Source organism: Olivibacter sp. EAT-5, from assembly GCF_044784325.1.
Lineage (GTDB): Bacteria > Bacteroidota > Bacteroidia > Sphingobacteriales > Sphingobacteriaceae > Olivibacter > Olivibacter oleidegradans.
In genome coordinates this window covers 2,770,384-2,784,501 of the sequence record NZ_CP173028.1, presented here as the reverse complement: position 1 = coordinate 2,784,501, position 14,118 = coordinate 2,770,384, and the positions used below count along the sequence as shown (strand labels likewise).

Sequence of the window (14,118 nt, the reverse complement as noted above, 5' to 3'; positions counted from 1 at the left end):
TTTAAGAAGCGTTCGCGCCCCATAGCTTAATAAAATAATGTTCATCCCCTACTTGTCCTCCCTTGAAATTAATTTCTATTCCATCCAAGGGTGTGTTAGGTGCGAAGGCCCGGCATAAAGGTGCACCGGGTGAAAACGGAGCAATCATCTCTACTGCTTCTATTCCTAAAGCACGCGCAATGAGGCTTGAGGTATCGCCTCCTGCTACGCCAAGACGTCCCAAATCAGTAGTCCTTGCAATATAGCGAGCAATTTCACCTAACACTTGCCCGTGAATGCGGGCTGTTTGTGCACTTATCTCCGTTTCGGCATATCCTTTCTGACGCAGCAATTCACGCGTTTCCGCAATTCGTTCATCCTCTTGACCTAAACTGGTATGCAGAATTACGGGAAAGCCCGCTTCCATAAAAGCAAGCGTTTGTTCTATACAGCTGCGCATAAGCGTTTGTAAATCGGCAGCGGGATCAACAGCAGAAGCAGGAACAGCGACTGCCCGAAAACCATGAAGAAGCGCATACTCGATTTGCTTCGCCGTTACAGGCGAGCAACTGCCCGAAAGTACCAAAAGCTTTCCGACACGGTTTAAAGCTGGCCAATCCACCGTTTGTTTCGCCACCCCCCTGGTCTTCCAATACATACCGAAAGCCATTTCTACGCCTGAAGATCCTATTGAAAACAGGGGTTTCTCCAGTGTGCCGTATGCATCCAGCACCTCGGCGATCGGCATTAAATCCGAAAGATGAAGAGCATCAAAAAGCACCATCGGAATTCCCAGGTCTAAGCATGCCTGCGTTTTTATCCTAATTTCCTCCACCCCCTGATGAACCGATAAAATGTCCACCAAGCCAATGGGTAATTCCGTTTGTTTGGATAAATGCAAACGCAAATCCGCCTCTTGCATGGGTGTAACGGGATGGTAACTGATAGCAGGGTGGCGATCCAGGCGATAAATATCGCCTCGACTACCGATTCCCATTTTGGCAAAAAGGTTACCGAATAAACAAAATCTTCCCAAAGGCGGGGCAGCCACCAATAAGGGAACAAGGCGGGGATTAAAGACACTGATCCCAACTTCTGCGGCCGTACCGATACTCCCTATTTGCGGCGAGGAGTCGAAGGTTGAACAAACTTTGTAATGCACATGTCGAGCTCCCAACGCTTTTAAAGCAGCAAAGGCTTGCGACAACTCGTTTCCCATAGCCACCGGATCCATGGTTCGCGTCATGCCGGCAACACCAATAGCCTGTATCCCGGGATAGCGTGCCAACTGTTCAACGTTCGGCACATCAATAAATAATACGGTTTTTAACCCCGCCTGATTGAGACATTCTAAGGCATCGGTAGATCCGGTAAAATCATCACCATAATAGGCGAAGAAAGGGGCCTGCATTGCATCCATGTTTATTGCTGACCAAATTTTTGAACCGATTGGGCAAATTCAGGATATAGTCGAACGGCCTCTTCCATGGAAAGTCCTTTAACCGCGCCCTCCCAAGCCTGTTGCAAGGCCACCACACCCCCACCGGGACCTTTGGGATGCGCCATAATCCCGCCTCCTGCCATGTACAATAAATCAATGGTTTTCGTACGCCTGTAGGTTTCAAAGGCTTGCCCTCCCCACTGACCGGAAGATACCACGGGCAATAATGTTTCACGAGAAAATAAAGGCGTTAAGCAAGCTTCGATGGACTGTACCACCGAGTCATCCGATTCCCAGAATTTATTCTGAATTCCATTTACATGTAGCTGATCTACGCCTGCCAAGCGCCAAAGTTTTTGGTAGGCCGTAAATTCAATACCCAGCAGGGGGTGCCTATTCAGCATACCCCAACCATTCCGATGACCGTGGATAACCAATGCACCCTGATCACATATTTTTTTTACGCCGGCAAGGCCAATACTATTGATACTGAGCATGGCGCAGGTCCCGCCTGCCCTGACGATATAGTCATAACGAGACAACATGCTATCCAATTCATCGCTAATGTTAAAAGCATACATGACCTTTTTCCCGGTTTTGTCCGCATGCGTATTGATGACACGCATAATGGCGTCAACCCGATCTTCCAACTTGGAGTTAGCTGCTGCTGATTGCAGTTCGTCATCTTTTATGAAGTCAATACCGGCCTCCACCAAGGTTTTCACCAATTTAGCACTATCCGAAGGGCTCATGCCAATACTCGGTTTAATAATGGTGCCGATCAAGGGTCGTCCGTCCACCTTTGTACTTGCTCGGGAACCGGCCACTCCAAAACGAGGCCCCTCAAAATGAGCGACATAGGCGGTAGGAAATTGGATATCTAATAATTTTAAGCCCGTGAACTGACTGAGCTCATAAAGATTCCCTTGCAAAGTGGAAATAAGCACCGGTAAATTATAGCCAAAATTTTCTATCGACCAGGAGATTTCGATATAAGCTCGTTGATACCGTTCGGATGTGAACTTCGGGCTCGGAATGGCCGGCTGTGAAACCGATCCCAGCAGGTGAACGCTTTCCACACGCGCAGCAAAGCGTCGCTTTAGATCTTCCGTTTCACCGGGAACTGACACAAAGGTACCCGATGATTGTTCGCCCGCCAAGATCAAAGCCGCTTTTTCCGGATCAAAGGGAGTTTCAATATAGTATTTCGCAATAATTCTTTTCATAGCCTATTGAATCGACCTAATCCGTTAGATTGATAATCAGTAAGCTATGCGTAAAAAGGTTCTTTGCCGTTTTACACCTATTGATTATCCACTAGTCAAACAGATTAGATTTATACTGACAAATTTATCAGCGAGAACAATAGTGCTATTGTAGTATGTATGCAAGCTATTGTAGCATATTAGCTTTTTGCATACAGCTATTTCTTTCAGTCCGTCTTGAGCAATTGGTATTGATACTTTCTTCCGATTTTTTGCGCATCCACAAAACCGTTCTTCAAGAGGTAATTCATCCGCACCGCCAAAGCGTTCTCCAGTTTGTATTTATCCCGGTCCGGTTGCGCCTGATGGATTTCGTTTAAAATGGCATCGCGGTCGCCCGTTCCTAAACGTGTGAGCGCATAGGCAATTTTTCTATCCAATTTACCGAAAGGGTCGAATTTTTCAACAGGCACCAGAACACCTCTCCTCCATTTCGCTGGGGAAGAAACCGCCTCTTCTGTTGCAGCATCCATCATTTTGGGTTCATGAAAAACAGAAATTTGCTTTCGTTTCTGCACGATATCAATGGTACATTGTATGGCGTCAATTTCGGCACGAATACTTTCAGCGAACTCTTTCAGAAAGGCGATTGTTTGCTCATCTAATAGCGGATTTTTTGTCATGAGATTAATTTAGGTTGATTCTACTGAGACAAAAGTAATAAGTTCGTTAGTTAAAAAGAAAAAATTGAGACCCAATTGTGAAAAAACTGTATACCAACCAGTTTCATACTACGTGAACACCGCTTCCCTGTGTAAATTATTGAAATAATCACAGTATACGTCACTAAAAAGAAATAAATAATTCTTAGCTTGCAAACAAAGTAAGTGAAATTTACGTCTATACGTTTACCTAACATGAAATGCATATGAGTGAATGGAAATTAAAAAGATCATGGCGACAGATTAAAAATCAGATAAGAACGAAATGGAGTGAGCTCACGGAAGATGACCTATACTATGAAGAAGGTAAAGAGATCGAGCTGGTTCATCGTTTAGAGCAGAAAACAGGAAAAAGTAGAGAGGATATCGTTGACTATCTCAATCACCTCTCCTTTATTTCCGATCTTAAATTAAGAGCTTAACGAACAACAAGGGGCTAAAATGGGTAACCAGGCCCCTTGTTTCACTTAAGGCGTGGCTTTCCCTTTCTGATCCCAATGGTCTTTAATGAGGCGTCCTTCCTTGTCAAACTTAAGTCTTCTAGCGTATCGTTCACCCCGTATATTCCCATTCGCATCCTTCTTGCCCATAAAAAGCAAAATAGGCCTCCCCTCTTCATCGGTTTTAAACATCAGATCGTAACGCTGAAAAGTTAATTCCACCAAAGATAATGGATCATACTTTTTACGCAGCAGCTTCAAGATCGGTTCCTTCAATGCCATAATCGCAGTTCTTTTTTAAGATAACCCAATGTACCGGTTATTGTTTGGCGTCAACTACAGTCTACACGAAATTGAAACAGCAGATAGGTAATCAAATCGTTTCGTCTAAAGAAAAAAAATATCCTAACAGGATGAAACAAAAGTTTTGCTTCTTCGTTTTATTAAGATGATTAAGTCCGATTTAGTCCCTTAAGGGTACTTTGTAAACCGGAAGAGACAACAATTAATTTATTAAATAGTACTTTTACGAAAAAGCGCTACAAATTACAGGAGAACGATAACATGACGATCAGAAACTATGATGCTGAATTTTGCGGAAAAATACCCCTACATAATGTTAATTTAATTCAGCCTCATGGTTATCTCTTAGCTTTAGATCCGGAACATTTGGAGATCGTACAAGTGAGCGAAAACATTCAGACGCTATTTAATCAGCCCTTAGACACGGTTATTGGAACCTCCATCAATGATTGGCTGGACGAACCGCTGCATGCCGAAAAGCTTACCGGCAATCACTTCAGCAGTCAAAAGATTCCATTTCACCTACGTTTGGCCGACAGCTTATTTTTAGCGCTAATCCATATGAAAGGCCCTTATCTATTAGTAGAATTAAGCCCCACAAGCGAAGAAAAAAGTTTTTTGGAAATTTATCAAGCGCTTCGGTATAATTTTGCAGAGCTAGAACAAAAGCATGACCTGCCCACACTTTTATCAGCTACGGCCCAACAATTCCAGCTACTTTCAGGTTTTGATCGCGTGATGATTTATCAGTTCGATGAAAATTGGAATGGAAAAGTCGTTGCGGAGGCAAACCATAGCGGGAAGGTGAGCTATTTAGGCCAACAATTCCCGGCTTCCGATATTCCGAAGAGCGCAAGAGAACTCTATAAAAAAAGCCCCTATCGCTTGATACCGACCTCCCATTATGAACCGGTAAAGCTTTACCCGATTATCAACCCACTCAGTATGTCGTTTGTTGATTTGTCTGATTGCCATCTACGGAGTGTTGCACCGGTGCATTTGGAATACCTGCATAATATGGAAGTAGATGCCAGCATGTCTGTGCGGCTTCTCGTAAATGATACACTTTGGGGGCTGATCTCCTTTCATCATAATACACCGCGTTACCCGGATTTCGAAACCTGCTGTCAGTTTGAGCTACTGGCTGATTTTGTTTCGAAACAACTTGCCAATCTGTTAAATGCCGAGACCTTTGCTTTCAACAGCACCATCTCAACTCATAAAAATGCTATCCTTCGCAATCTATACCGCGAAGTTTCCCTTGAAAAAGCACTTTTTGATAACGAATATCATTTATTGAAACTATTTAGTGCGCAAGGGGCCGTATTAATATACGACAATAAATACTATAGCACCGGCGCTGTTCCAACCGAAGAGCAATTACAAAACCTTGTCTTTTGGTTACAGGAAAAGCAATTAGAACCGGTTTTTGTTAGTAATAGTATGACAAATGAATTTGAAGAAGCGCAAGCGTACTCGAATATAGGCAGCGGTTTATTGGCCATCGAAATAGACAAACACAAGGGAAATTATCTGTTGTGTTTTAGATCTGAACACCCTTATACCATTGACTGGGGAGGAAATCCAAACGAAGCCGTGAATTTCGAGCAGGATGCCGGCACTTATCATCCACGTAATTCCTTCCGGATTTGGAAACAAGAGGTGAAGAACTCATCCATCCCTTGGAAAGAAGAAGAAAAAGAGGCAGCTCACGCCATCCGACTCTACCTATTTGAGTATTTAAGTAAAAATGCGCAGGAATAATTATTATTATTGCAGTATCATCTTTCTATGACCGAAAAAAAGGATATAAGAGAAACGGCCCATTATATAGTAGCCATTGGAGCCTCTGCCGGTGGCTTAGAAGCTATCAATAGCTTTTTCGATGCCGTACAGGATTTTTCACAATTATCTTTTATCATTATACAACATTTATCGCCCGATTATAAGAGTCTTTTAGTGGAATTGGTTTCCAAGCATACCCAAATGAAAGTGCTGGAAGCCAAAGACAATATGGCGGTGGAGCGAGCGGCTATTTATGTCATCCCTAATCGGATGAGCATGACCATTCATAATGGGACCTTATGCTTAGCCGAAAAAGTGGTCAACAATGTTCCCAACAACGCCATTGATATTTTTTTGGACTCGCTGGCAAATGACCAACAGGAAAGGGCCATTGCGGTCATCCTCTCCGGTACGGGAAGTGATGGGACCAAAGGTATTCAGGCTATAAAAAAGAACAAAGGCTATGTGCTCGTACAAGAGCCGAATACAGCTAAATTTGACGGCATGCCTAATATGGCCATTATGAGTGGCTATGCGGATGCGATATTACCTCCTAAGGAAATGCCTCAGCAGATGCTGGATTATATACAGCTCATGAATGGGGAAGATGAAGCGCTGAGCGGTGAGCTGAACGATCAACAGGTGGATCGTATTTTAGCGCTGGTGCATGAAAACAGTGATCGCGACTTCAATTATTATAAAACGCCGACGATTATCCGCCGTATTTCGCGGCGCATACGGCTGCAGCAAATAAAAAGCGTTCAAAAATACATCGAATTCCTGGAAGGAAATGCGGACGAGGTGCATAGTTTAGCAAATGATTTATTAATCAATGTGACGCGTTTTTTTCGGGACCCCGAAGCGTTCCGTTACCTAGAAGAACAAGTTTACCCATCGCTGGTCAAGCAAAAAGCAACCGGGGAGACCTTTAAGATATGGGTTTGTGCCTGTAGTACCGGCGAGGAAGCCTATTCATTGGCCATATCGCTGGATCAATACCTTCAGCAGACGGCAACTCGGCTTCCGGTAAAGATTTTTGCCACCGATGTCGATGAAAGTAACATTCGACTTGCCAGCAGAAATCGATATCCCTTATCCATTGAAAAAGATGTACCCTCTTCGATATTGAAACGCTATTTCACGCTAGAGGATAATCACTATACCGTTATACCACGTATTCGAAAGCAAGTTGTTTTCGCTCACCATAATGTCATCAAAGATCCGGCTTTTATAAAGAACGATCTGATCAGTTGTCGCAATATGCTGATCTACATGAACAAGGTATTGCAAGAGAAAATATTGTCGATCTTTCATTTTGCCCTGAAACCGGGCGGTGCCTTATTTTTAGGACCCAGTGAAACCACCGGGGCTCTTGAAAACGGGTTTGAACAAATATCGGGCAAATGGAAAATTTTCAAAAGATCACCACATCAACTGAAAAAGTACTTGGGTGAATATGGCAATGCACTTGGTACCGTCAGCACTTCGTATGTTCCCAGGAAAGCCACTGAATCACTGAGTGTTAGTGAAAGCCTTCGTCGTGATTTTCAACAACTCATGTTGGACGAACTCGGTTATACCGTTATCTATATAGACGGCTACAATGAGGTCAAAGAAACCCTCGGCAACTACCACAATTATTTGAGCCTTCCCAAAAAAAAGCTGAATTTGAATATCCTCAGTATGGTTCCCGAGGAGGTAAAACTACCATTGAGCAATGCCATACGTGAATCGAGACAAGAAGGAATAAAAGTATCGTTGACCGGCTTAAGCTTCCATAAGGATGACCAGATCAATCACGTCAATATTCACATACACCCAGCGGCACCTCCACACGAGCATTTATCCATGCTGGTCTTTATTGATGTAACCATCCCGCTGCGGGAACATGAACCCCTATCGACGTTTACGCCGCGCAGCGATTCGCCGGATGAAAAGCGCTACATTCAAGAGCTGGAAGAGCAATTGAGCGAAACACGTAATAATTTGCAATTGGCGATAGAAGGATTGGAGACAACCAATGAAGAACTCCAGAGCTCCAATGAAGAATTATTATCCAGTAACGAAGAGTTACAAAGTTCCAACGAAGAGTTGCAGTCGCTCAATGAGGAGTTGCATACATTAAACACGGAGCACCAGCTGAAGATTAAGGAGCTCATCGAGTTGAATGATGACCTTGACAATTACTTCAAAAGCACGGAGGTCGGTCAGGTATTTCTGGACAAGGATTTAAAAATCCGGAAGTTTAATCCGCAAGCCATGCGCCTAATTAATTTAATAGAAGGTGACATCGGACGGCCCATCGGCCATATTTCCAATAATCTTGCCAATGATAACCTGTTGGAAGATATTAAGAAAGCGCAAAGCGACAAAGGCTTTTACGAAAAAGAGGTGCAATTACAGGATAGCCGCATCTACCTTATGCGTATTTATCCTTTTGTTCGGCGCGACAAAGAGATTGATGGCCTTGTATTAAGCTTCATTGATATTTCCGCTTTGGAAAACCTGAACAGCATCATCAAAGCCGTATTTGATGCCAGCTTAGAAGCCATATTTGTGCTAGCGGTCAATAAAGACGCTTCAAGCCCCGATCAACAATTTGCCTTGCTCACCCAAAATGAAGCAGGAATCAATCTGTTAGATAAACTAGCTATTCATAAAGAACATCCGTCCTTTTTCGGGCATTTAAGCAAACGCCTCGGCCAGCGGGTCACCAAAAAACTACTTGACACCTATTCTTCCGGAACTGCTCGTAAGATTGCCTGTAATTTACAGATCGACAACCGCGAACAGTGGTTTGAGATAAGTATGGTTAAAATGAGAGACGGCCTGGCGCTCACGTTTAATGATATTACCCTGCAACGAGAGACGACAGACAGACTGCGCAAAAACTATAATGAACTGGTTGTTACCCGCGAACAGTTAAAGAATCTGAATAGTGGCTTGGAAGACGAGGTAGCGAAAAGAACAGCGGAATTGGCCCTCAGCGAAGAACGTTTTCGGTTGGTAGCTCGTGCCACCAACGACTGCATACGCGATTGGGATCTTGTTAATAATACGGTATGGTACAGCGATAATTTCTATTCCATCTTCGCCTATAAGTCGGAAGAGAATTTAAAGGAAATCAATCAATGGTTCAGCAAAATCCATCCCGAGGATGTGAAAGCTGTACGAAAAGATTTGCTTAAAGCGATTAACCAAGGTGCCGAACAATGGAGCGGCGAATATCGTTTTCACAAAGGGGATGGCTCTTACTGCCACGTGTTCGATAGAAGTTTTATCCTGAATAATGAGTCCGGTATGCCTTTTCGAGTAATCAGCTCATTAATGGATGTAAGTACATTAAAAGAAGCCGAGTTAGCTACCAGGGAATTAGCTACCAAGAAGGATGAGTTTATGAGCATTGCCAGCCACGAATTAAAAACGCCTATTACGAGCATGAAAGCCAGCTTGCAGCTTATCGATCGACTAGCGGAAAAAGGCGGGCCCAATGGTATGCTTAAAACATTTGTAGCGAAAGCTAATCAGCAGGTCGACAAGATTACTTTCTTAATCGAAAATCTGCTGGACGTAACGAAGATTCAGGCAGGGAAGATTATCTTACAGAAATCAACGTTTAACATCAATGAATTGATACAAGATTGTGTGTACGAGGTAAAAAATATGGGGGGCCATACGATTCAAATACACGGCAATATAGATGTCGATGTATATGCCGATAAAAACCGCATTGAGCAGGTATTGATTAATTTTTTGACCAATGCCATCAAGTATTCGCCCAAAGCGGACAAGGTTGACTTATTTACAGAACGGAACGAGTCCGAAGTGAAGATTTCGGTAAAAGATTACGGCATCGGCATACCACAGGAAAAGCTCGATCTGGTATTTGACCGCTTTTTCCGCGTAGAGGAATCCTCGTCACAATTTTCAGGACTGGGTTTAGGCCTGTTCATTTCGTCGGACATCATTAAGCGTCATCAGGGTCAAATCGGCGCAGTCAGTTCACCGGGCGAAGGTTCCACGTTTTGGTTCAGTCTACCCATTCAACAGGCCTAGCTTGGATTTTGCTTCCGTCGCACTCGCAGCGCTTCCTTTATCCCCTTGACGTCGGCTTTCCACTTGGGCAACAGCCACACCATGATGGTTTCTTCGAGTAGATCTAAAGTCGTCAAGGCGACCGCGATATAAAATAAGGGTAAAGAAGGCGTGGTAAGAAAAAATGACGGTATTAAGAAAAGTGCTTGGGCAACGGCGGCCACTTTAGCGAGGTAGGTATGAAAGCTGGTAAATTTTCCGTAACGAATCAACGCTGAGCCAACTTGAATGAGAAAGAGAATAAGCAATACGAGTATCCAACTATACTCCCTGTATAGGAAATCCTTGTGATAGACAAATAGCCCAATAACGGCCACCAATATGGTTAAATCGTCCGCAATGGAGTCCATCTTGGCGCCCATAACACTCACAACCTTGTACTTTCTAGCCAAAAAACCGTCGATGGCATCGGTAAAAAAGCTGAAGGCTAGTAACCATTTGAACCAGTTAAGCTGTTCAGAAAAGATAAGAAACAGGAGAAAAGGAGCGGCTATTAAACGATAAAACGTAATGCCGTTAACCATATAATAGCTTCCCTTATGCATATACAAGCCTTTTTGCACTAAAAAAGACGGCCCAAGTTTCTACCTAGGCCGCCTTGACTTTTTTAATTCCTTCGTTGGCATTACCCAAATCAGGTTCAATGGGTTTATTCTCAGGCTTATTAAAAGCCACCCCTTTAAAAAAATCTATATAGATAACATAGTGGTTTCTTTTTTGTTTGGATTTTTTTTTAAAAAAGCTAAAAGCTTTACGCTATAGGCTATAAGCTATAAACAGTGAATAAGGGAATTGTTAATAGTGAATAGTTTGCCCTACGCGTAACGTCCTCCTGCTATTGCTATCGTAACTGTCAGCCATTCCTATGATAAGTCTGCTCAACGAATGAACCATTCAACCACCCAACTATTTAACAAGCCAACCATTTAACTACTCAACTATTTAACGACTTAACTATTTAACAACTCAACCATTTAAAGCCCCAACTACTCAACTACCGCCCACTATAAAACGTTCCTCCGTGTGGGTACTCAGCACTTCCAAAGGGTCGCCAACCTTAACAAAACCACTACCTTGATGTATAAGATTCTGTCCGAATAGAATTTTCTTTTCCCTTGAACGGTACGAGGCCAATGTTTTTAACGGTTCTTTCGCCTTTTTTGCACTTTGTTGATCAATTGTAGTCATCACACACCGCGCACAAAGCTTAACGCCGTAAAAATCGATCGTGCCACCAATCCGTATATGGTTCATGCGATCCTCTTCAAAGGCAATGCCCCCGGTAAATACGATATTAGGCCTAAAGCGATTCATGGGAAGAGCGATCTCCATCCGGGCGTTTAAGTCATCCAATGATGCTTGTCCTATCATCAAAAACGGGTAAGCATCCGAAAAAGAAGTAATCATGCCTTTAGGCGCGTAGCGTTGATCCACTTCGCGCTTGGTACTGTCCGGCATATACACCAATCGGCAGGTCAAGCCCAGGGCATCACTAAACCAGGCATCCACCTCACGGCTCACGGAAACCGCTTGACAAGTATCTTCCCAGATGACAACTTCGCTTAATTGAGCTTCAACCGGCTCAAAAGGTATATGCATTTCCCCCCGTTCAGGATGCGTTACCGACAAGCCATCACCCCCTATCTCAAGCTTAAACAAAGCCATTTGCGGGTGGACGCGTTGCGTAAGAAATTGATTGTTTTCATCGATCAACATCCATCGCCGATCGTATTTAAAGCCTCTATCGGTGACTTCGGCCTCCGAAAGCGAAATACCGCCCAACGATTTGACTGGATAAATAAAGAGTTTGCTAATTGTTAACATAGGCTATGAGTATAGTAAACAAAAATAGAAATGCTTTTTTGTTTTTTAAATTAATGCAGATATCTCGTTTTTAGACTGCTTCACTCCTTTCCAGACTCCACTTCTTCAGTTCGCCTGCCTGCGGTAGGCAGGCAATGACGTGGATAGGAACATCTCTGCGAGGAGGCACGACAAAGCAGTCTATTTGTAATACTTATAAAATCTGTCCTCCTTTTTCTTGGAAATCGAGCTTCAGCCGTTGATATCGTTCCAGATCAATGGCACGGGAGGCGCGTTCAATAATACCAGCTTTAAATCCCAGGTCAAGGGCATCATTGGCTGTATAATAGACGCAATAATCGGCTGCAAGACCACAAACTGCTACTTCTGTTACACCTCTTCCCTTTAAAAAGTCCGCCATACCTGTCGATTTCTTCCTTCCATTATCAAAAAAGCCGCTGTAGCTATCAATATGTTGATCCATGCCCTTTCTAAAAATAGCTTCGACCGCATTCGTTGACAGTTTCGGTGCTAAGGCCGCTCCCGCTGTTCCCTGTACACAGTGTACCGGCCAAAGCACTTGCTCCAAGCCATTCCATTGAATTCGCTCAAAAACCTGCTTTCCCGGATGTTCAGTAAAAAAACTTTTATGATTTGTCGGATGCCAATCCTGCGTAGCTACTACTAACTTGTAAGACGATTGCAATTCATTGATAATCGGAATAACTTCGTCCCCTCGTTCCACCGCAAGAGCGCCTCCCGGCAAAAAATCGAGTTGTATATCGATAATAATTAGTGCTTTCATTTCAGATACTATTCACTTACTTTCAAAAATACGTATTTTCCTTTTAGGCTATAAGCCTTAGGCAATAGGCTTTAGGCATTAGCTTTTAGCTATCAGAAATCAGCTTTCAGCCACTAGCCTGTTCATTATCACATTGGCTAATCAAGCTATAAGCCATAGGCAATAGGCTTTAGGCATTAGCTTTTAGCTATCAGAAATCAGCTTTCAGCCACTAGCCTGCTCATCATCACATTGGCTAACCGACCGTAGGGAGCTCATGAGTGCCGAAAAAGCAAACACTTACGAATAATTGTCACATCATCACATTAGCTAAATTAACTACTCAACGACTTAACCACTTAACTATTCAACGACTCAACTACTTAACCACTCAACGACTCAACTACTTACAATTCAACCAAAACCGCTCCATAACTTCCTGTTATACCCTATAAAAAAAGCTCGTTTAAATCTGATACAGATAGCACCTAGATTTGCCACCATGGAAAAGATAAAAGAAACTTTTACAGATGATGAGACGGCCCGGCAGGAAGTTTATCGGTTGACAAAGTACACGAAAATCCTTACATGCCTTATCTTGCTATTAATCGGGTCGTGTATTTATATCCTCCATGGCAGGACCGTACAGGTTCCCATAGTCGGCCCTAATGCGGAAAAAACGACAGCAGGCGACTATCTATCCTACGTAAGTGAGGCCGTAATCAGACCTTTCGACAATAGTAAAGAAGGTGAACTAGCTGCTTACGGCCATCGATTAATCACGGAAACCTATAAATATCTAGGTCCGGAAGTAAAGGAAGGAATGGTTACCGGTAACAATCTAGCCTGCTCCAGTTGCCATCTAAATGGAGGCACCAAAGCTTACGCTGCACCCTATATTGGTCTGTCCGGCGTTTTCCCTATATACATCGGACGCGAAAATAAAGTTGAATCTCTAGAAGAGCGCATCAATGGTTGCTTTGAACGAAGCATGAACGGAAAAGCTATTCCGGTTAATAGTAAAGAGATGCGCGCTATGATCAGCTACATAAAGCATCTCAGCCGAGATGTCGCAATCGGTAAGCGTATCGAGGGGCAAGGATTCGTTCAACTAAACAAACCCAATCGAGCGGCTGATAGGATAAAAGGAGCCGCTGTATTCAAACGATATTGTATAACTTGCCATGGCGAAAATGGACAGGGTAACCGTCGAGGTCAAAGTGGTGATGGAAAAGGATATCTATACCCTCCGCTTTGGGGCAACGATTCTTTCAATGACGGAGCAGGCATGGCCCGTTTATTGACAGCGGCTCGATTCATCAAAGGGAATATGCCCTTGGGCGCAACTGCTGAAAACCCGATTTTAACGGATGAAGAAGCCTATGACGTAGCTGCTTATATCAATTCCTTTAGCAGACCGCAAAAAGCAAATAAAGAATTGGACTATCCCGATCTGACCAAAAAGCCAAAGGATTGCCCTTATCCGCCTTATATAGATCAAGTTACCATAACACAACATAAATTAGGACCTTTTAATTTTTAACATTAATACCATATCGAT

The 14,118-nt window shown here is 43.3% G+C and carries 11 protein-coding genes and 1 riboswitch; of the genes, 4 read left to right on the top strand and 7 right to left on the bottom strand.

Features of this window, described 5'->3' with window-relative positions:
• Position 1 precedes the first annotated feature (1 nt).
• From ACH11B_RS11405 to ACH11B_RS11395, 3 genes are all read right to left on the bottom strand, one after another.
• Positions 2–1,399 carry a four-carbon acid sugar kinase family protein gene (locus ACH11B_RS11405; RefSeq protein ID WP_377612711.1) on the bottom strand — a complete coding sequence of 466 codons (1,398 nt, stop codon included), beginning with the start codon at positions 1,397–1,399 and terminating at the stop codon, positions 2–4.
• Between the two features lie 2 nt (positions 1,400–1,401).
• A complete protein-coding gene (locus tag ACH11B_RS11400) occupies positions 1,402–2,646 on the bottom strand; it encodes a ribulose-bisphosphate carboxylase large subunit family protein (RefSeq protein ID WP_377612713.1) in 1,245 nt (414 codons plus the stop codon).
• Positions 2,647–2,852: 206 nt separating this feature from the next.
• Positions 2,853–3,308, bottom strand: a complete 456-nt coding sequence (locus ACH11B_RS11395) for a soluble adenylyl cyclase-like protein (RefSeq protein ID WP_377612715.1) — start codon at positions 3,306–3,308, stop codon at positions 2,853–2,855.
• Between the two features lie 245 nt (positions 3,309–3,553).
• On the opposite strand from ACH11B_RS11395, the gene ACH11B_RS11390 reads away from it, so the two are divergent.
• Positions 3,554–3,769 (top strand): CsbD family protein, encoded by a 216-nt coding sequence (locus ACH11B_RS11390; RefSeq protein ID WP_013665436.1) that lies wholly within the window; start codon positions 3,554–3,556, stop codon positions 3,767–3,769.
• Positions 3,770–3,814: 45 nt separating this feature from the next.
• Here the strand turns inward: ACH11B_RS11390 and ACH11B_RS11385 are convergent, their stop codons facing one another.
• On the bottom strand, positions 3,815–4,069 hold the full coding sequence (locus ACH11B_RS11385; RefSeq protein ID WP_013665435.1) for a hypothetical protein: 255 nt from the start codon (positions 4,067–4,069) through the stop codon (positions 3,815–3,817).
• Between the two features lie 282 nt (positions 4,070–4,351).
• On the opposite strand from ACH11B_RS11385, the gene ACH11B_RS11380 reads away from it, so the two are divergent.
• Together ACH11B_RS11380 and ACH11B_RS11375 are read left to right on the top strand one after the other, a co-directional pair.
• The gene (locus ACH11B_RS11380; protein WP_377612717.1) at positions 4,352–5,854 is read left to right on the top strand and encodes a GAF domain-containing protein; all 1,503 of its coding nucleotides are present in this window, start codon (positions 4,352–4,354) and stop codon (positions 5,852–5,854) included.
• Positions 5,855–5,881: 27 nt separating this feature from the next.
• The gene (locus ACH11B_RS11375; RefSeq protein ID WP_377612719.1) at positions 5,882–9,931 is read left to right on the top strand and encodes a chemotaxis protein CheB; all 4,050 of its coding nucleotides are present in this window, start codon (positions 5,882–5,884) and stop codon (positions 9,929–9,931) included.
• On the opposite strand, the gene ACH11B_RS11370 is transcribed toward ACH11B_RS11375, so the two are convergent.
• The 3 genes from ACH11B_RS11370 to pncA form a co-directional block, all read right to left on the bottom strand.
• Positions 9,928–10,515 (bottom strand): CDP-alcohol phosphatidyltransferase family protein, encoded by a 588-nt coding sequence (locus ACH11B_RS11370; RefSeq protein WP_377612721.1) that lies wholly within the window; start codon positions 10,513–10,515, stop codon positions 9,928–9,930. The two genes, ACH11B_RS11375 and ACH11B_RS11370, sit on opposite strands and share 4 nt — an antisense overlap.
• 49 nt (positions 10,516–10,564) lie before the next feature.
• A riboswitch (TPP riboswitch) is annotated at positions 10,565–10,659 on the bottom strand.
• 301 nt (positions 10,660–10,960) lie between these two features.
• On the bottom strand, positions 10,961–11,794 hold the full coding sequence (locus ACH11B_RS11365) for an MOSC domain-containing protein (RefSeq protein WP_377612723.1): 834 nt from the start codon (positions 11,792–11,794) through the stop codon (positions 10,961–10,963).
• A gap of 193 nt (positions 11,795–11,987) precedes the next feature.
• A complete protein-coding gene (gene pncA, locus ACH11B_RS11360) occupies positions 11,988–12,578 on the bottom strand; it encodes a bifunctional nicotinamidase/pyrazinamidase (protein WP_377612724.1) in 591 nt (196 codons plus the stop codon).
• Positions 12,579–13,059: 481 nt separating this feature from the next.
• On the opposite strand from pncA, the gene ACH11B_RS11355 reads away from it, so the two are divergent.
• Entirely contained in the window at positions 13,060–14,100 is a 1,041-nt protein-coding gene (locus ACH11B_RS11355) for a c-type cytochrome (protein ID WP_377612725.1), read from the top strand.
• The last annotated feature ends 18 nt before the right edge of the window (positions 14,101–14,118 follow it).

What these genes read in the sequence shown, in the direction of transcription:
- ACH11B_RS11390 (WP_013665436.1), top strand. Translation starts at nt 3,554, where the DNA reads ATGAGTGAATGGAAATTAAAAAGATCATGGCGACAGATTAAAAATCAG.
- pncA (WP_377612724.1), bottom strand. Translation starts at nt 12,578, where the DNA reads ATGAAAGCACTAATTATTATCGATATACAACTCGATTTTTTGCCGGGA.
- ACH11B_RS11405 (WP_377612711.1), bottom strand. Translation starts at nt 1,399, where the DNA reads ATGGATGCAATGCAGGCCCCTTTCTTCGCCTATTATGGTGATGATTTT.
- ACH11B_RS11370 (WP_377612721.1), bottom strand. Translation starts at nt 10,515, where the DNA reads ATGCATAAGGGAAGCTATTATATGGTTAACGGCATTACGTTTTATCGT.
- ACH11B_RS11400 (WP_377612713.1), bottom strand. Translation starts at nt 2,646, where the DNA reads ATGAAAAGAATTATTGCGAAATACTATATTGAAACTCCCTTTGATCCG.
- ACH11B_RS11355 (WP_377612725.1), top strand. Translation starts at nt 13,060, where the DNA reads ATGGAAAAGATAAAAGAAACTTTTACAGATGATGAGACGGCCCGGCAG.
- ACH11B_RS11385 (WP_013665435.1), bottom strand. Translation starts at nt 4,069, where the DNA reads ATGGCATTGAAGGAACCGATCTTGAAGCTGCTGCGTAAAAAGTATGAT.
- ACH11B_RS11380 (WP_377612717.1), top strand. Translation starts at nt 4,352, where the DNA reads ATGACGATCAGAAACTATGATGCTGAATTTTGCGGAAAAATACCCCTA.
- ACH11B_RS11365 (WP_377612723.1), bottom strand. Translation starts at nt 11,794, where the DNA reads ATGTTAACAATTAGCAAACTCTTTATTTATCCAGTCAAATCGTTGGGC.
- ACH11B_RS11375 (WP_377612719.1), top strand. Translation starts at nt 5,882, where the DNA reads ATGACCGAAAAAAAGGATATAAGAGAAACGGCCCATTATATAGTAGCC.
- ACH11B_RS11395 (WP_377612715.1), bottom strand. Translation starts at nt 3,308, where the DNA reads ATGACAAAAAATCCGCTATTAGATGAGCAAACAATCGCCTTTCTGAAA.